The organism is Endozoicomonas sp. NE40 (assembly GCF_040549045.1).
GTDB lineage: Bacteria > Pseudomonadota > Gammaproteobacteria > Pseudomonadales > Endozoicomonadaceae > Endozoicomonas_A > Endozoicomonas_A lisbonensis.
Genome location: NZ_JBEWTB010000002.1, coordinates 1,720,202 through 1,736,917 on the forward strand (window position 1 = coordinate 1,720,202; position 16,716 = coordinate 1,736,917).

A 16,716-nucleotide genomic window follows, 5' to 3' on the forward strand; every position below is an offset into this window, starting at 1 on the left:
ACCACAACAGCAACCCAACACAGGAAATAAGAAAACAATGGGCGATCTCAACAACACCGTAGAGCAACTGGTTGGACTGGGCAGCAGCCTGCAAACCAGAACAGTAAACGACAACAGCGCACCGTTTGTGGTGGTGCCAGAGGGCTTTAAGGCAGAGTCTCTGGAAGAGACCCTTGAGCATCCTCTGCTGATCCGTCAGAAGGTCAACCTGAAGACAGCGGCTTCCTTTATCGAATACGTTGCCCGGTTCGGTGATGAGTACAGCACCATCTTTGCTGATAAAGACACTCGCTCCTTCCGTGCCATTCTGGATTTTCACGCCCAGGGAGAAAGCCACGGCCAGCATCTTCCAAGCTGGAACCATCACACAGCAGATTATGCCTGTCCCCTGTCCCGGGACTGGAAAGCCTGGACACGGCACGATGGCGACAAAAAGAATCAGCTGCACTTTGCAGAGTTTCTTGAAGACCGTGCTAAAGACATTGTCTCACCGTCTGGCGCAGAGCTTCTGGATATTGCCCTGAAGTTCAACGTCACCCGTAAATCAGTCTTCTCATCCGGCATTCGCCTGAGTTCCGGTGAAGTGCAGTTCCAGTTCAGTGACCAGAACGAAAAGAAAGACACTGTGGAAGTGCCGGAAGAGTTCACCATTGGTCTGGCACCTTTCCACAACGGTGAAGCCTATGAAATCAAGGCTCGCCTTCGTTACCGCATCAACGAAGGCTGCCTGACGATCTGGTACCAGCTGATTGAGCCGGAAAAAATCATTGAAGACGCCTTTGCCGGAGTCATGAAAGAAATAGGTGAAGCCCTGGACAAGATGCAACTACTGGAAGCTGAGCTTCCAGAGTAACAGCTGTAGTGCCTGCTACGGATGGCGGGCATTCATCCACCAGCGACAAGGACAACATCATGGACAGCAACATCATTCAGTTTCGCCCGGCCCGGGAACAGAAAATTCGTTTCGAGCAGCGTATGGAAGAAGCGACCCGCATGACCATTGAGCTGGTACACGGCTCTGGTGTTGTGGTTAACAACGTCGTCTACACCATGGACGATGTAGTGACTTACCTGTTCACGGATCAGGAAAACCGTGAAGACCTGGTCAAGCTGTTAACGTCACTGCTGAACATTAAAAACGGTGATGAGGAAGCCACCAGCGTCAGCCGCTTAAACCGGTTCCTGATTTCAGGCGCAAGGGAGCTGGCGTTTCAGATTGCAGGTGATGCCCTGAAAGCAACACAGGACAAAGGCGCATGAGTGGCTGTTTATTGAATGACTATACATGGGGCGTTGACGGGTATGGCCGTCAGCATATCTGCCTGAACAGCGGCATGGTTGTACTGCTCTGCGTGATACCAGGTTGTTCACCACTGGACTGCATTGACCTGCTGAAAGCGCAGGAAGCTGCAGAGTGATTAAGAGGCTGCACATTCAGACCAGCATGGAGCTGAGAATCTTGGGGGAGATTCCATGGTCGACAACGTTCGTATTAAAAAGTTCTGTGAGCTCACCGGCTGGTCAGACAGCTGGGTGTACAAAAGGATTCAGAAAGGAGACTGGAAAGAGGGAAAGGAATATCACTGCATTCCCGGCAGCAACCGAATTGTTATCAGTCAAAGAGGTTATGACTTGTGGGTAGAGATGGGTCTGGCGTCCGAGCCGTCAGCCAAAGCACCATCGAAATCAGTTTCCCCTATAAAGGACAGCGTTGTCGTGAGCGAGTCAAGCTCAAGCCCACCCCCGCTAACCTGAAACGGGCAGAACGACACAGGGCGGCTATTTTGGACGCCATTGAAAAGGGAACCTTTGATTATGCAGTGACGTTCCCTGACTCCCCAAGGGCTAAAGAGTTTGCCCGTATTCCCGGGGACGTGGTCACCATCAAGCACTATTTAAGTAACTGGCTGGTGGCCAAGAAAAATGAAATCAGTGCCAGCACTTATAACGATTACACCAAGACCATTAACAACATTTTGATTCCGGCATTTGGTCACCAGGTATTAACAGAACTCAGGCGCAAGCACATAAAAGCCTGGGCAAGAACATTAACGTGCGGCAATAAAAGGATTGCCAACCTGTTGAGCCCTCTGCGCTCAGCACTGGACGACGCTGTAGACGATGAAATCATTGATCAGAATCCATTGCAGGGCTGGTCTTACTCCAAGAAAGAAGAACCAAAGGAGGATCATGTGGACCCATTTAACCGGGAAGAACAGGACGCCATTTTGAACGCCATGAAAGGTCAGGGAAAAAACCTGATTCAGTTTGCCTTCTGGACAGGCCTGAGAACATCAGAACTGGTGGCTTTACGCTGGGGCGATATTGACTGGGTCAAAGGCTTTGTTCGGGTACGTCGTGCGCAAACCCAGGCGGCAAAAAAAGATGAAAGCACCAAGACCTATGCAGGCCGTCGTGATGTGAAACTTCTGGAGCCAGCACTGGAAGCCCTGGCACAACAGAAAAGCTGGACGTTTCTGGCAGGAGAACACGTATTCCTTAACCCGCGCACCAATAAGCCATGGGCAGGCGACCAGCCTATCAGAAAAACACTATGGACTCCGGCACTGAAAAAAGCAGGTGTCGCTTACCGGAACCCATACCAGACACGGCACACCTATGCCTCGATGATGTTGTCGTCTGGAGAGCACCCCATGTGGGTAGCGAAACAGATGGGTCATGCGGACTGGACCCAGATTGCCAGAACATACGGCAAGTGGATGCCCGATGCCGATCCGGAGTGTGGTAACCGGGCGGTTGAGATATTTGGGGATGGGCAGGTTATGCCGTTGTCCACCAGCAAGGAAAACAACAGTTAAAAAGGAGTACTGTCTCTGTCAAAGCCGTATGACTCAGAAGGCGGTAAAGTCGTCAGGGAAATCAAAGGTTAAAAACCTACACTCGGAAAAATGAAAACCAACCAGGGAACTAAAAAGATGAAAAAGGCACTAATCACACTATCAACAATAGCCGTTGTTTTGATTGCTGGATGCAGCCGTGACGCACAGATTGCATCAAGCAACCTTTCAAAAAAGGCTGATATGTTCGAACTGAACCGGAGGATCGTGTTCTACAACGGCATAACTGACACCTATATGCTCACCATTGAGGGGCGGTGCTCAATAAAGGCCGATACTGCCGGAAATAAATTGGATGTTACCTGCAAGACAGGTGACAACGCATTCAAAAAGCATTTCCTGGGGCTTTCCGACAACGTTACTTACTTTGCAGAACAGCTTGAATCAGTGGATGTAAGCACCTACCACTACAAAGTTAATTTTAAACCTCAGTCCATTCTGCCTGATGTTGACTTAGACACCAGCATTAACGGGTAGTAAGCCACCAGCAGCCAGCCGAAGGCTGGTTGCTCTCCCTCTGTTATTACACTCGTTATCTCAAAGCAAGAGAAGAAAACAGGAGAAACAAATGCTCTCAGATATGAAAATACCTCGTTGCCCAGAATGCCAAGCTGATGCAATGTTCCATCGCTGTATTAGTCATATCCCAACAAAGGCTGCTTTCAAAAGAAATGGTTGGTATTGCGAGCAATGCAAATCTGGGCCGTATCAGCTTGGAACAATGACCGAAGCAAAAGCAGCCGAAACTGCAAAAGCTCTATTAAGCAGCTAGCAGCTGATTAGGTTCTGCTACCTAATTTCAGTACAAAAATGTCAATAAGAAAAAAATCGGCTAATAAAGCCGAGGGGATTCTTTGTGCCATGGAAAAGGAAAACAACAAATACCGAATCAATCCCCAGATGGGTCTTAATTTCTCGGGAGAGCTGATTGTTGATAACTTCGCAGGTGGTGGCGGTGCCAGCACTGGTATTGAAATGGCACTGGGCTGGCCGGTTGATATTGCCATCAACCACGATCCGGAAGCCATCGCAATGCATACCATTAACCACCCTCACACAAAACATTACTGTGAATCTGTCTGGAAGGTCGACCCGGTTAAAGCCTGCAATGGTAAACCGGTCGCACTTGCCTGGTTCTCCCCGGACTGCACCCACCACAGCAAGGCCCGGGGCGGAAAACCCAAAAGCAAACAGATTCGGGGCTTAGCCTGGGTCGCCGTTCGATGGGCAAAGCGGGTTAAGCCCAGAGTGATTATTCTGGAAAACGTTGAAGAGTTTCAGGACTGGGGGCCACTGCTGGAAAACAACCAGCCCTGCCCGATCCGCAAGGGTGACACCTTCAGGCACTTTGTCAGCCAGCTGCAATCCTATGGCTACAACGTGGAATGGAAAGAGCTGAGAGCCTGCGACTATGGCGCACCCACCATACGAAAGCGCCTGTTCCTGATTGCCCGTTGTGACGGTCAGCCCATTGTCTGGCCACCAGCAACTCACGGCCCGGGTACAGAGCAACCCTATCGAACCGCTGCAGAATGTATTGATTGGTCAATTCCATGCCCGAGCATCTTTGAAAGAAAAAGACCACTGGCAGAGAACACTCTGCGCCGGATTGCCAAAGGCATTCAGAAGTTTGTTATTGATAACCCGAAACCGTTCATTGTACCGATCGCTCATTACAATGGTCGTGATCTTGCCCACTCCATTGAGCAACCATTACGAACCATTACCGCCTCTCCAAAGGGTGGTGCCTTCTCTCTGGTGACAGCTTTTATCGCCAAGCATTACACAGGCGTCACCGGTTCAAGTCTGACCGAGCCACTTCATACCGTTACCAGCAAAGACCATAACGCACTGGTGACTGCACAACTGCAAAAGAGAAACAATCACTCAGACAAGGTACACGCCTTCCTGGTGAAATATTACGGCTCGGGTGATAACGCGGTATCCGTAGCAGAACCCATCCACACCATTACCACTAAAGAACGCTTCGGGCTGGTGACGGTGAAAGGCGAACTGTACCAGATCGTCGACATCGGCATGAGAATGCTTACTCCCCGGGAGCTGTATACCGCCAACGGTTTTCCGCTGGACTACATCATTGACCATGACGCGACAGGCAGACGATTAACAAAAACCAGTCAGGTGGCCCGGTGCGGAAATGCTGTACCGCCTTATTTCTCAAAGGCTTTAACCGAGGCAAATATAGTTAAGCCAGCCACCGAAATAGCAGCTTGATCTACTGATCCTATTGACTATAACTATAACGAATAATTACTGATTTCTTTTCGATAGCACACGCTGACGAGCCAGCTGTACAGCTTCGTTAGCAGGGGCAAGATTGATTAAATATGACGAGCTCTTAATGTTTTCTTGATAATCAGGTGAAATTCTATACCGAGCCCCTTTACCCCGACCTGATTTAATAGCAATACCTTTTTTCACAAGGGTATTAAGCTTGCCTGCACATGAGGGGATCAAACCGTGTTTGTCATTACTACAAAAAGACCTTCTTATGTCATCTGCGGTCAGCCACCGATCATTACCTGATATACCATAAGACCAGGTAATCAAAGTTCTTAAAATCTGTCGATATACAGTATCGTTTGGCCAAGGGCCATGGTCAGCTGTAGCACCAAACTCAAGTAGGTGTTCGTGATGCTCCCATACCGCCCGAAATTTGTTATACGAATCCCATTTACCAATAAAAAAGCCGTCCCCCTCTCCACTGCCTGAATACTTTTTAATCTTGGTTCGCGGTAATATTTCTGTGGACTTCACGCCAATCAATTGTGAAAACTCGCCCGAAGACTTCACGAACCCACTCCCTGTTTGGCTGTGTGTCTGCACTTTTGCCAAGCCACCAAACAACGTCAATACCTGCCTTCTTGTAGTCATTGGTTCTTTCCTCTAATTCTGCTGGGGTAATAGATGAAAACTGGACTTCATGAGCTTCGAGCCAACCATTAGGAAACTCGAACACTACATCTGCAATTCTTTTCACTTCATGGATCGGGTATTCAATGATTGGGGTTGTATTCAGGTAAGTTCCATACTCCTTACGAAGCTCCTGGGCAAGCAAGTCTTTAAAGTAGGGTGCAATTAAAAGTGTTCTATCCAGTGGCTTTCCAGTACTTATTCCAGTCACCATTAGCCCTTAAAGTTCTAAGGTTCAACATATCGTGAGCATGCTCTGGTTTCCACCATGCTCCGGGAAGTTTCAACCGGGTTTGAACAACAGAACGATTGGAGCTCTCTATTTCACCTGAACCGATAGGCAAATTGGCAGCTTCTGCCGCCTGATAATCAAATTGTCCGGGACGATTCCTGATATAGCGATGACACTCTTCCGATTTGTTGGCTTCCTTTCCAACCTTACCGTTACGATAAGGCTCAAGCTCTGCCAGAACTCTCTCTGACTCACCTGCTTTCATTCTTGTTTTTTGTTCATCAGTCCATTTTTTACGGGCTTTTTCATCTTTTCCAATGCACTCTTTAGCAGCATCTGCGATGTACTCACAAAGGTGATAGTAATCCACCAGAAAACTTCCCTGAGATGCGAATACGCGGTCTGCCTGGCTGGCAATCCACTTAGCCCCATCACTTACACAATGAATAGATGACTGCCGATTCAAACCTTGCTCAATAGCGCAACTCAACCACTGATCGCCTGCTTCACCGGGCTCTCCCATAACTACACGATGTCGCTTATCGCAACTTCCTTGTTCATAAACCAAGCAAAGCTTGGCCTCTTGCCAGTCAACTTTTCTGGCCTTGCGCTTGTCGCCTTCAGCTTCTTCATCAAAAAGAACCACTGGAATCATGCTGCCGTCCATTTCACCAATCAGCTGCTTGCCTTCTCCTACACATTCCTGACAATTTTTCAGGGAAGCTTTAGATTGCTCACTCATGCAGCGGGCGTGACCCAGGGTAATGGCTCGTACTGATGACTCAGGTACGATAACGCCATAATGCTCTTCCATTTTCTGTGAAGCTGTTGCAAAAGAACTGTCTGATGCAAAATCCACCAATCGCCGTTGTAACGGTAAAGAGTAGTCACGACAGTGGATATGGGCATTCTCGGAAAAAGGGCGTATACGATGCCCTGCAACGGTCAAGCATCGCTCACAGAGACGAACTTTGCCGTAAGTGGTCATCCAGTGGAGGTCTTTTTTTTAGTATTTGATTCAGAGTGAAGATCGTGGGCCTCTTCAAACTTTTGCTTCTCTTTATGGGCTCCCCAGTCCGTCAGAAGCTCATTCCCCAGTTCTTTAAGGTTTTCAATGACAGCTTCCTCTGCTTCATCAGCCCGGTCAAGATGACCGGACTTGGCTTCTACCAGACTGATCAATTCAGATACTCTTTTTTCAAGCTCTGGATGGGCAGCAAGTTTTTCCGCAAGGGTTTTGGAAGTAGACATGGAACGCATCGGGTGAAAAATGAACTCTTAGCATTATGGCCAAGTTCTGGGAAATTGCTGACCGGGGAACACTTTTAATTGCACCCTTTAAAGTACAGATGTTCAGGGCTTTCAGGGTGGCGGTCTTAGTCACTACTACAGTCTGTATAGTGTGCAAAGTGAGCTCTGACAGAAGTACCAACCCCTCCCCTAATAAAAAATGGCTGATGACAAAAAGGACACTCCAGATCCTCTTTTTTCAGCTCTTGTTTAGGATCTTTGAAGCGAAAAACGTTTACCCGCTCTTTAGTCCTTATGTTCCGTGCGATCAGTGGCATAACAGCATCCCCCCTTTACTGCATACTCAGGAGAACATACCAGAGGAAAAAGACCAATACCTGCAGTGGCAAATCCCCGAAAACCATGATCTGTGCAAAATAAAAGCACCTGTCAGAATGACAGCATTCTGACAGCCTGCTCAGATAAGTAGCTGATTTTTATGCAATGTACGCGGGTTCAAATCCCGCCGCCTCCACCAACTCTTAATATAGAAATAGCCTCGTAGATCTTTGATTTACGAGGCTTTTTTATTGGTATAACCTAACGCTCAGGTGCAAAAGAACGACCTGACTTCTTCAAACCTCACGAATGCTTGCCCTTGTCTCTCTTCGGCGCGCGACCTTCAAGATCGGGTCACAGCGTTTACGGAAAATGATGCACAGCGCCACAAAAAACACAATCCCGGCACAGCCAACAACCATACCAAGCTCTGGCTCCAGACAACTTTTCTTATCAAACCCACGACACAACGAATAGGCATAGGCACCACCTAGCAGCATTGTGAAAAAACTGAGTATCAGTGACGCAAACACTCCGTAAAAACTCCCCCATAGCGTTAACCTATGCATCTCCTGAAGACTGGAAGCACCTCTTGAAACGGCCTCCATCTGACCAATCATACCTTCCAGTTGTGTAAGCAGCTCCAAAAGATCGTTAATTTGTGGCTGAGTAAGGTTCTGGATCGCCTCATAGGAAAAGCCATTAAGTAGCTCTATCAAATTCTGATTATGCTTCAGTAATAAAGAGCTTCTTAAATATACGCATCGGTACACCTTACTGATCACATGGTGCGCACGAAAAAAAAACTCGTGAAGATTTGTCTGCGATCCTGCCTCCGCAGTCCCCTGACCGCTTCTGATAAGTTCAGTGGACTCACCACTGAAGATCACATCGTATGATTCACACGATCCGTATGACCTGTATGACTCGACCAGTCTGGTTGCTGGCGTCCGCCCACGCCGACCAAATAAGTGGGCTGGCTCACACTTAATACTCATCAGGACACGATCCAACTGCTGATCCCTATTGATAACCAGCGAGTGTCTATTCCAGAAATCAATAATACTCTGCTCTCCATCAGACCCCAGGCTCAATGCATCCGCACACTGATCACACAAAACTTGCAGAGGAATCATAAACACCTCCATAGTAAATAAGCACCGGTGACATTCAAAACAAACACTTCAACCACATGTGCAAACTCTCCGTTTTGAAATGAGTTTTCTTCCACCGGTTTGGAGTGACATATTTTCACTGTGCTTTTTACCTCAACTGAACAGTCAAGGTATGTCACAAAAACTCCTGAATTGACCATACGGGAGTCAGCATGAAACATATTCAATAACTTTGCCAGCCCTGGAAAACTGTCGGATTTACCGCCTGACCGTCCGGATGGGTATGGAACTTTGTCATCAACTGTTTACTGATTCTTACGCAAACACTCTCGTATCCGATTTCTGTTCGACAATTCACAGCTTTGTTCTGCACAGCCTCCGGGCTGTGCATCAGCCTTTCATCGCACCAGAACCAGATGATCAATCGTAAACGGCTGACTACTGTCGGATAACAGATGCAGGCTTTGTATCTGAACACCATTCACCACTGCCAGTTCAGACAACCACTCAACCAGCTGTTCAGGATCTCCCTGCAATACACTGACTTCAGCTTTCTGCCAGTTCGACTTCGTTATCGCGACACCTACCCCATAACTGGCAGCCTGACGACTGATCAGTTCATCCAGCGGTTCGTCATAGCTTTCAGAAAGAACCGAGAGCGTCTGCTGTTTAGTATTGATTTGCTCCTGCAGTGCATTATTAAACGACTCAGCATTTATAGCCGGGTGAGGAGCCGTTTCTTTCACTGATGTTGAATAAAAGAAAAAGATAAAAACAGCAACAGCTGCCAGAACCAGAATAATAAGACGCGAACGAAGCACAGACATACCCATTAATTCCTGCAAAGGAAAACAGCGAGTATGCCGTCTCTCCGAATCAACTGCTAGTGACATGCTCCCCCAATTGAAGTAGGGGGCTTCTGACTTCACAGGCTACAGCCAGTCTATAACGACTGGACTTACACAGAAGCCTCCATCAGCAGAACCGGCTAGCCCGTCCGGTTTAAGTTTTGAATTTTGGGCTTTGTAACACTGGTTGTCACTTGGTTTTCGATAACGACCAATTAAAGCCAGGAGCAACATAGAACAGTGAAATAGCTATGTCAAAAACTCAACCGGAGTCTTTGCGGACTCCCGCCTTTATGCCCTTTGGGTATTATATCTCCCCACTCAAAGTAGGGAGGCTTACGGCGAAAATGCTAAAAGCGGTAAACGCCCTCTAGCTGAAGAGCATCAAAACTATAGTTAGGCTGAGCAGTATTTCCATTAGAGTAGTGAACCCACTGAGCCCCTAATTCAAACTGCCGCTGTTCGCCAAATATAAAACCACCACCGACTTTTACTTCAAACTGGAAGTGTGAACTTTTACGCAATGGATAGACACGACCCTTGCGCCGTATTTCATCATCGCTGATACCACCAACACCCAGGCCAGCCTCGAGGTACGGATTAACAGAAGCTGGTCCGGTATCTTCCAGACGAAACACCGGAGTGATAAAAAAGCCATGTATATTATCGGCGCCTCTGGCGCTCTTGTTTGCAGAGCTGCTGATGGTGCTGTGCCAGTAGGTATAAACGGCTTCAACCATCAAACGCCTTTGCCAGTCACCGTTATACCCTTTTTCAAAATCCTTGATATGCCATCTTGCTGCCAGTCGAAGGTCACCTGCCACAACATCAGGAGTAAATGCTGATCCATAAGCAATCCTGAGGCTGTCAAATTGTGCAACCGCCTGCGGAGAAAAAGACACTAAAGCGCTTGAAATAAGGCCCAGAGAGCAACCCAGCAAGACTTTTTTATCCATATCGTTCTACTCATTTTCTAGTTTTTATACGGGAAATACCTACCCTTTATGAGCAGTTACATAGTGTCACAAACCATTACTTATTAATAGAGAACTGAAGACTTCTTTACCGTCATTCAAATGTCACAAACATTGCGCAAACTAGCACTTCTCTTGACTTATCTCATGACTGTTTTTCACTAAGTGTGTACGATAGTATGATTATGCCCTGGCCCCGTAGGCTTGAAGGATACAGCCTGAAGCATTTGCATAGCTTTCTATCAGAAAGTTTCCTATCAGAAAGTTTCCTATCAGAAAGTTTCCTGTCAGTTAGCTTTCTGACAGTTAGAAAGATCAGTGCATTGAGCAGGGAGAGGAAAACACAGCTACGCACCACTGTACTGACTGGTAATAAATGAGTGTCCATGCCCATCGCGTTTAACAAAAACAAGCCTCTTGAAACAATATCCAGAGTGATTTCCAACACTCCCCAGTCACTGAAACTTTCCGGGCTGAGTAATCGCTGGTTAATTTTGCTCTGCGAGGTGCTTCTGGTCATTCTGCTGGCCCAGCAACTGGCAAAAGTGACCTGGCAGCTGATACCTGTTGAGACCAGCGATTCCAACAGCTGGAAAAGTCAGGCAGTGTCGTCTCAACAGCAGGATAACGGCAGTCAGGCTTATCCTGAGCTGGCCAGCTTACACCTGTTTGGAACGCCACCAGCACCAGAGGCTGAAACCGCCAACACGATTGATCCGGACTCGGTGCCTCGCTCCAGGCTCAGCGCCCGCATTACCGGCATTGTTGCCAGCAGCGTGCCTGAACGCTCCCTTGCCATTATCAACTTCCGGTCAGAAGACAAAACCTACCGTATTGGTGATCGCCTGAATGGTGCCAATGCAGAAGTGGTCGATATCTATCCGGACCGGGTGATTGTCAGGAATAATGGCCAGCATGAAGCCCTGCTGCTTTACCCGAACAACCCTGAACAGAGAACAGCCGCCCGGCCAACATCCGCTTCCGCTGAATCTTCATCAAACCTTCAGGAGCTGAGTGCGGAACTCCGTAACAATCCCACATCCATTGCTGAGCTGATCAGCATTACACCGGTACGCAGGGATGGCAAGCTGGCAGGATATCGAATAAACCCCAGATCACGCCCTGATTTATTCAAGGCGGCAGGTCTGCAAAATAACGACATTGCCCTGTCCATTAACGGCATCGACCTGACCAACAACATGGAAGCCATGAAGCTGATGCAGGAACTGCCAAACCTCGACCAGATTTCGCTGACGATTGAACGTCAGGGCCAGATTTACCAGATCGACTTATCATCATGAAGCAACACAAAGCATTTTTCAGGGGAGCAGACGCCTTGCGTCGTTCACTGCGCCCAATCGCAGCCGGTATCATGTTGAGCGCTGGTACTCTTGTCATTAACACGACCCTGGCAGGGCAGGCGTTTGCCGATGAGTTTTCGGCAAGCTTCCAGAACGCCAAAGTTGAAGAATTCGTCAACACAGTCAGCGCCAACCTCAACAAAACCATTATTGTCGACCCGTCGGTACAGGGTTCCATCACGGTTCGTTCCTACGAAACCCTGAACGAAGAACAGTACTACCAGTTTTTCCTGAGCGTGCTGGAAGTTCACGGTTTTGCCGTGGTCGAACAACCCAGCGGCATTCTGAAAGTGGTTCGGGACAAAGAAGCGAAAACCTCGGCTATCCGGGTCATCGATTCGAGCGAGCCGGGAGCTGGCGACGAAATGATCAGCTGGGTGATGCCGGTCAAGAACGTTCCTGTACGAGAGCTGTCGCCCATTCTTCGACAGTTGAATGACACCGCTGGCAACGTCGTTCATTACGATCCGTCCAACATTCTGTTGATGACCGGTCGGGCTGCCAACATTGAAAGACTGGTGGATATTGTTCAGCGTATTGATAACGCTGGCGGCAAGACCGTTGAGATTATCAATCTGAAACACGGCTCTGCCAATGAGATGTCCCGAATCCTCAGGGCTTTGAATAGCGAGTCAGGTGGTAAAAGCAACGTATCGGGCAATCCTGCCATTGTTGCCGACGAAGTGGGCAACCGCCTGATTATTTCCGGAGAGTCGTCTCAGGTACTGCGGATTAAAAATCTGGTATCCCGTCTGGACGCCGAGCAGGAAACCACTGGTAACACCCGTGTTTTCTACCTGCGTTATGCCGTTGCCGAAGACCTGAGAGAAGTCCTTGAAGGTGTTGGACAAACCGTTATTGCCGAGCAGACCGGTTCCCAGAACACGACAACCCCCGGCACCAACTTCAGCATCAATGTCCATGAGCAGACCAACGCGCTGGTTGTCACCGCACAACCGGATATGATGGGCGTACTGGAAAGCGTTATTCAGCAGCTCGATATTCGCCGCGCACAGGTGCTGGTTGAAGCCATTATCGTGGAAGTGGCTGATGGCGATGGCATCAACCTGTCGATGCAGCTGGGTAGCGAGAAAGGCGGCCTGATGCAGTTCCAGAATGGTCAGACCGTTCCTATTGGTCAGATCATGTATGGTATGAGGGAAGCTCAATCCAAAGAAGGTTCAGTAATTATCGACCCAGATCTTGGTCGTATAGAAAACCCTGATACACCCGGCGACTGGTCGGTGCTAGCCCAAGCCCTCTCCGGTGTATCCGGTGCAGCCTTCACCGCATCAATGGGCGACTGGACCGCACTGCTTCAGGCCGTTACTTCGTCTTCTGAATCCAACGTACTGGCAACACCCAGCCTGATGACACTGGATAACGAAGAAGCGTCGTTTATTGTCGGTGATGAAGTGCCTACCCTGACCGGTGCCACCTCCAGTGCCAACAACGACAATCCGTTCCAGACCATTGAACGTCGGGAAGTGGGTATCAAGCTGAGCATCAAGCCCCAGGTGAACGAAGGTAATGCCGTTAAGCTGGATATTGAACAGGAAGTGTCCAACATCAACGGTACGACACCGGTTGATATCACCTTTGCCACCCGTCAGGTACAAACCTCGGTGATGGTGGGCAGTGGCGACACAGTGGTCATTGGTGGTCTGATCGACGAAAACGTTCAGGAAAGCGAATCTAAGGTGCCGCTGCTGGGCGACATTCCCTTTATCGGCCGTCTGTTCCGCTCAACGTCCAATACCGTCAGCAAACGTAACCTGATGGTGTTTATCCGCCCGACCATTATTCGTGACGACCACACCCTGACTGAAATCAGTGGCAGAAAATACGGCTACATGCGCGCCCGTCAGCTGGATCGTGCCGCCAAAGGCGTTGACCTGTTACCCAATGCACGCATCCCGGTACTGTCCGAAGATATGTCACCGCAGGACATTCTGAAAGAAACCCGCCGCCAGATGGATGAAAATAACGCCATCAAACAGGCGCGCCGACTGGAAGAAGCCCGCCAGCTGATTGAACAGGCGGAAGCTGAACAACTTGAGAAGGGCGACGGTGATGACGCAGAGTCCAACGGCTGAAGCCCCTGAGCAATCCGGCGAACAGGCAGAGATGATCACTCTGCCCTTCCACTTCGCCCAGAAGTTTGGCGTACTGCTGGAACAGAATGAAGCCGGTGATTATCACCTGCTGTATCACGGCATGCCTGAACGTCATGCATTAAGCGAAGTTCGTCGTTTAACAGCCAGACCGTTTACCATTGAAAAGCTGGAAGACGCTGATTTCGACGCACGTATTGCAGCCTTTTACCAGCAGGACTCATCCGCTGCCCGCCAGCTGATGCAGGATATTGGTAACGATGAAGGTCTGCAGTCGCTGGCTGAAGAACTGCCCGACAATGAAGACCTGCTGGAAGCCGACGACGGTGCGCCAATCATCCGCATGATTAACGCCATGCTGGGTGAAGCCATTAAGGATGGTGCGTCGGATATTCATATCGAAACCTTTGAGAACATGCTGATCATCCGTTTCCGGATCGACGGCGTGTTGCGCGAGATTCTGCGCCCACAGCGTAAGCTGGCGGCGTTGCTGGTGTCCCGTATCAAGGTCATGGCGAAACTCGACATTGCTGAAAAACGTGTGCCACAAGATGGTCGTATTTCCCTGCGCCTTGGTGGTCGGGCCATTGACGTGCGTGTTTCTACCCTGCCCTCCCGTCATGGCGAACGAATTGTACTGCGTCTTCTCGACCGAAGCAGTGTTCAGCTGGATATGACCAGTCTGGGTATGACCGAATCCATCCGTGACACGGTCAGCGAGCTATTGCTTAAACCTCATGGCATTTTGCTGGTCACGGGTCCAACCGGTTCCGGTAAGAGTACGACACTCTATGCCGGTCTCAGTTCGATCAACAGCACCGAGCGCAACATTCTGACGGTGGAAGACCCGGTAGAGTTTGACATAGAAGGCGTTGGTCAGACACAGGTTAACCCGAAAGTAGATATGACGTTCGCCCGGGGTCTGCGTGCCATTCTCCGTCAGGACCCTGACGTGGTGATGGTGGGTGAGATTCGTGACCTTGAAACGGCTGAAATCAGTATTCAGGCGTCCCTGACGGGTCACCTGGTTCTCAGCACCCTGCACACCAACACCGCCATTGGTGCAGTGACCCGAATGCGGGACATGGGCATTGAACCCTTCCTGCTGTCGTCCAGTCTGCTGGGCGTTCTGGCGCAACGACTGGTGCGTACCCTGTGTCCGGATTGCCGTCAGCCCCGTGAACCTTCTGCCAGCGAACGAGCCATGATGAGGCTGGCTGGCCATTCACCGGCAACGGTCTGGGATGCCAGAGGCTGTGATGAGTGCAACCAGCTCGGCTACCGGGGACGAACCGGTATCCACGAACTGTTTCTGGTGGACGACACAGTACGCAACCTGATTCACGACGGTGCCGGTGAACAGGCGATTGAAGCAGAAATCCGCAAGCATACCCCGAGCATTCAGCAGGACGGTTTCAGCAAGGTGCTGAAAGGCATTACCTCCATGGAAGAAGTGCTCAGGGTTACCAGAGAGGAGTAAGACATGGCTGTTTTTGCCTATGAAGCTCTGGATGCCAAAGGCCGGAAGAAAAAAGGCGTACTGGAAGCGGATTCTCCCAGACAGTTGCGCCAGCAATTGCGTTCCGACGGCCTGGCACCGGTCTCTATCGAGCCAGCAACTGAGAAAACAGACACCGAGCGTCGTTCATTCTCCATCAACCTGTTTGAAAAGAATGCGACACCGGCTGAAGTGGCGCTACTGACACGTCAACTGGCCACCCTGGTCGCCGCAGCCATTCCGCTGGAAGAGTGCCTGCAGGCACTGGCTAAACAGCTGCAGAAAAACCACCTGAAAGCCATGATCACGGCGATCCGCTCCAGAGTTCTGGAGGGTCAGACACTGGCAGACAGCCTTGCCAGCTACCCGAAAGCCTTCGACCGCCTGTACCGGTCCATGGTCGCTGCCGGTGAGAAGTCTGGTCATCTGGATGTGGTGCTGGAACGCCTTGCTGACTACAGCGAACAGCAACAGCAGATCAAAGGCAAACTGATTCAGGCGATGATCTATCCGGTCATTCTGACGATAGTCGCCATTGGTGTCGTTGCTGCCCTGCTGGCAACGGTGGTTCCAACGGTGGTTGATCAGTTCGCCCATATGGGTCAGGAGCTGCCGGATATGACACTGGCCCTGATCGCTATGAGTGATTTTGTGCGGGACTACGGCCTGCATGTTCTTATCACCCTTATGGTTCTGCTGGTTGTACGACAAAGACTTCTCACAAAACCTAAGCTGCGACTGAAACACGACAAATGGTTTCTGAAAGTCCCCGTGGCAGGCGATGTATCAGCAGGCGTGGATACTGCACGTTTTGCCCGAACCCTCAGCATTCTTACCACCAGTTCGGTACCTTTGCTGGACGGCATGAAGGTCGCCAGCGATGTACTGATTAATGCGCATATTCGTCAGGCACTGAAAGAAGCGTCCGAGCGGGTACGGGAAGGTTCCAGCCTGTGGACGGCACTGGATAAGACACAATTGTTCCCACCCATGATGCTGCATATCATCGCCAGTGGTGAAAAATCCGGTGAGCTGGAACAGATGCTGACGCGTGCTGCCGATGCACAGGACAGACAGTTTGAGTCTCAGGTAAACATTGCCCTGGGTGTTTTCGCCCCGCTTCTGATCCTGATTATGGCAGGCATGGTGCTGTTTATCGTGATGGCCATCCTGACACCCATGCTGGATCTTAACTCGCTTGTCAGTGGTTGAT

At 49.7% G+C, this 16,716-nt stretch carries 18 protein-coding genes and 1 pseudogene; 11 read left to right on the top strand and 8 right to left on the bottom strand.

What is annotated here, in order from left to right:
• Positions 1-37 precede the first annotated feature (37 nt).
• The 7 genes from V5J35_RS08740 to V5J35_RS08770 all read left to right on the top strand — a co-directional run bounded on the left by V5J35_RS08740 (position 38) and on the right by V5J35_RS08770 (position 5,093).
• Positions 38-853: a DUF2303 family protein gene (locus V5J35_RS08740; protein ID WP_354010883.1), complete on the top strand. Its 816-nt coding sequence runs from the start codon at positions 38-40 to the stop codon at positions 851-853.
• A gap of 8 nt (positions 854-861) precedes the next feature.
• Positions 862-1,260 (top strand): hypothetical protein, encoded by a 399-nt coding sequence (locus V5J35_RS08745; protein ID WP_354010884.1) that lies wholly within the window; start codon positions 862-864, stop codon positions 1,258-1,260.
• On the top strand, positions 1,257-1,418 hold the full coding sequence (locus V5J35_RS08750) for a hypothetical protein (RefSeq protein WP_354010885.1): 162 nt from the start codon (positions 1,257-1,259) through the stop codon (positions 1,416-1,418). The genes V5J35_RS08745 and V5J35_RS08750 overlap by 4 nt, the downstream gene beginning before the upstream one ends.
• Positions 1,419-1,634: 216 nt before the next feature.
• The gene (locus V5J35_RS08755; RefSeq protein WP_354010886.1) at positions 1,635-2,819 is read left to right on the top strand and encodes a tyrosine-type recombinase/integrase; all 1,185 of its coding nucleotides are present in this window, start codon (positions 1,635-1,637) and stop codon (positions 2,817-2,819) included.
• 117 nt (positions 2,820-2,936) lie between these two features.
• Positions 2,937-3,335 (top strand): beta-sandwich lipoprotein, encoded by a 399-nt coding sequence (locus V5J35_RS08760; RefSeq protein ID WP_354010887.1) that lies wholly within the window; start codon positions 2,937-2,939, stop codon positions 3,333-3,335.
• A gap of 91 nt (positions 3,336-3,426) precedes the next feature.
• On the top strand, positions 3,427-3,630 hold the full coding sequence (locus tag V5J35_RS08765) for a hypothetical protein (protein WP_354010888.1): 204 nt from the start codon (positions 3,427-3,429) through the stop codon (positions 3,628-3,630).
• An 89-nt stretch (positions 3,631-3,719) separates the two neighbouring features.
• Positions 3,720-5,093 (top strand): DNA cytosine methyltransferase, encoded by a 1,374-nt coding sequence (locus V5J35_RS08770; protein WP_354010889.1) that lies wholly within the window; start codon positions 3,720-3,722, stop codon positions 5,091-5,093.
• Positions 5,094-5,129: 36 nt separating this feature from the next.
• On the opposite strand, the gene V5J35_RS08775 is transcribed toward V5J35_RS08770, so the two are convergent.
• The 8 genes and pseudogenes from V5J35_RS08775 to V5J35_RS08805 all read right to left on the bottom strand — a co-directional run bounded on the left by V5J35_RS08775 (position 5,130) and on the right by V5J35_RS08805 (position 10,512).
• A complete protein-coding gene (locus V5J35_RS08775; protein WP_354016533.1) occupies positions 5,130-5,753 on the bottom strand; it encodes a hypothetical protein in 624 nt (207 codons plus the stop codon).
• Between the two features lies 1 nt (position 5,754).
• A pseudogene (locus V5J35_RS08780) lies at positions 5,755-6,006 on the bottom strand (competence protein CoiA family protein); the annotation flags it as partial.
• Positions 5,969-7,012, bottom strand: coding sequence for a UPF0236 family transposase-like protein (locus tag V5J35_RS08785; RefSeq protein ID WP_354007956.1), 1,044 nt, complete (start codon positions 7,010-7,012; stop codon positions 5,969-5,971). The pseudogene V5J35_RS08780 and the gene V5J35_RS08785, both read right to left, overlap by 38 nt.
• A complete protein-coding gene (locus tag V5J35_RS08790; RefSeq protein WP_354007673.1) occupies positions 7,009-7,275 on the bottom strand; it encodes a hypothetical protein in 267 nt (88 codons plus the stop codon). Before V5J35_RS08790 ends, V5J35_RS08785 begins: the two co-directional genes overlap by 4 nt.
• A 125-nt stretch (positions 7,276-7,400) precedes the next feature.
• Positions 7,401-7,592 carry a competence protein CoiA family protein gene (locus V5J35_RS24335; protein WP_472924760.1) on the bottom strand — a complete coding sequence of 64 codons (192 nt, stop codon included), beginning with the start codon at positions 7,590-7,592 and terminating at the stop codon, positions 7,401-7,403.
• 297 nt (positions 7,593-7,889) lie between these two features.
• Positions 7,890-8,729, bottom strand: coding sequence for a hypothetical protein (locus tag V5J35_RS08795; RefSeq protein WP_354010892.1), 840 nt, complete (start codon positions 8,727-8,729; stop codon positions 7,890-7,892).
• Positions 8,730-9,106: 377 nt separating this feature from the next.
• A complete protein-coding gene (locus V5J35_RS08800) occupies positions 9,107-9,535 on the bottom strand; it encodes a hypothetical protein (RefSeq protein WP_354010893.1) in 429 nt (142 codons plus the stop codon).
• A 371-nt stretch (positions 9,536-9,906) separates the two neighbouring features.
• Positions 9,907-10,512, bottom strand: a complete 606-nt coding sequence (locus tag V5J35_RS08805) for an acyloxyacyl hydrolase (protein WP_354010894.1) — start codon at positions 10,510-10,512, stop codon at positions 9,907-9,909.
• Between the two features lie 404 nt (positions 10,513-10,916).
• Between V5J35_RS08805 and gspC the strand changes: the two genes are divergently transcribed.
• The 4 genes from gspC to gspF are packed head-to-tail and all read left to right on the top strand — an operon-like array spanning position 10,917 to position 16,715.
• Positions 10,917-11,831: a type II secretion system protein GspC gene (gene gspC / locus V5J35_RS08810; protein WP_354011380.1), complete on the top strand. Its 915-nt coding sequence runs from the start codon at positions 10,917-10,919 to the stop codon at positions 11,829-11,831.
• The gene (gene gspD / locus V5J35_RS08815) at positions 11,828-13,987 is read left to right on the top strand and encodes a type II secretion system secretin GspD (RefSeq protein WP_354010895.1); all 2,160 of its coding nucleotides are present in this window, start codon (positions 11,828-11,830) and stop codon (positions 13,985-13,987) included. The genes gspC and gspD overlap by 4 nt, the downstream gene beginning before the upstream one ends.
• Positions 13,965-15,485, top strand: a complete 1,521-nt coding sequence (gspE, locus tag V5J35_RS08820; RefSeq protein ID WP_354010896.1) for a type II secretion system ATPase GspE — start codon at positions 13,965-13,967, stop codon at positions 15,483-15,485. The genes gspD and gspE overlap by 23 nt, the downstream gene beginning before the upstream one ends.
• Positions 15,486-15,488: 3 nt before the next feature.
• Positions 15,489-16,715, top strand: a complete 1,227-nt coding sequence (gspF, locus tag V5J35_RS08825; protein ID WP_354010897.1) for a type II secretion system inner membrane protein GspF — start codon at positions 15,489-15,491, stop codon at positions 16,713-16,715.
• Position 16,716: the final 1 nt, after the last annotated feature.

What these genes read in the sequence shown, in the direction of transcription:
- V5J35_RS08740 (WP_354010883.1), top strand. Translation starts at nt 38, where the DNA reads ATGGGCGATCTCAACAACACCGTAGAGCAACTGGTTGGACTGGGCAGC.
- V5J35_RS08750 (WP_354010885.1), top strand. Translation starts at nt 1,257, where the DNA reads ATGAGTGGCTGTTTATTGAATGACTATACATGGGGCGTTGACGGGTAT.
- V5J35_RS08760 (WP_354010887.1), top strand. Translation starts at nt 2,937, where the DNA reads ATGAAAAAGGCACTAATCACACTATCAACAATAGCCGTTGTTTTGATT.
- V5J35_RS08765 (WP_354010888.1), top strand. Translation starts at nt 3,427, where the DNA reads ATGCTCTCAGATATGAAAATACCTCGTTGCCCAGAATGCCAAGCTGAT.
- V5J35_RS08770 (WP_354010889.1), top strand. Translation starts at nt 3,720, where the DNA reads ATGGAAAAGGAAAACAACAAATACCGAATCAATCCCCAGATGGGTCTT.
- V5J35_RS08775 (WP_354016533.1), bottom strand. Translation starts at nt 5,753, where the DNA reads ATGACTACAAGAAGGCAGGTATTGACGTTGTTTGGTGGCTTGGCAAAA.
- V5J35_RS08785 (WP_354007956.1), bottom strand. Translation starts at nt 7,012, where the DNA reads ATGACCACTTACGGCAAAGTTCGTCTCTGTGAGCGATGCTTGACCGTT.
- V5J35_RS08790 (WP_354007673.1), bottom strand. Translation starts at nt 7,275, where the DNA reads ATGTCTACTTCCAAAACCCTTGCGGAAAAACTTGCTGCCCATCCAGAG.
- V5J35_RS24335 (WP_472924760.1), bottom strand. Translation starts at nt 7,592, where the DNA reads ATGCCACTGATCGCACGGAACATAAGGACTAAAGAGCGGGTAAACGTT.
- V5J35_RS08795 (WP_354010892.1), bottom strand. Translation starts at nt 8,729, where the DNA reads ATGATTCCTCTGCAAGTTTTGTGTGATCAGTGTGCGGATGCATTGAGC.
- V5J35_RS08800 (WP_354010893.1), bottom strand. Translation starts at nt 9,535, where the DNA reads ATGTCTGTGCTTCGTTCGCGTCTTATTATTCTGGTTCTGGCAGCTGTT.
- V5J35_RS08805 (WP_354010894.1), bottom strand. Translation starts at nt 10,512, where the DNA reads ATGGATAAAAAAGTCTTGCTGGGTTGCTCTCTGGGCCTTATTTCAAGC.
- gspC (WP_354011380.1), top strand. Translation starts at nt 10,917, where the DNA reads ATGCCCATCGCGTTTAACAAAAACAAGCCTCTTGAAACAATATCCAGA.
- gspD (WP_354010895.1), top strand. Translation starts at nt 11,828, where the DNA reads ATGAAGCAACACAAAGCATTTTTCAGGGGAGCAGACGCCTTGCGTCGT.
- gspE (WP_354010896.1), top strand. Translation starts at nt 13,965, where the DNA reads ATGACGCAGAGTCCAACGGCTGAAGCCCCTGAGCAATCCGGCGAACAG.
- gspF (WP_354010897.1), top strand. Translation starts at nt 15,489, where the DNA reads ATGGCTGTTTTTGCCTATGAAGCTCTGGATGCCAAAGGCCGGAAGAAA.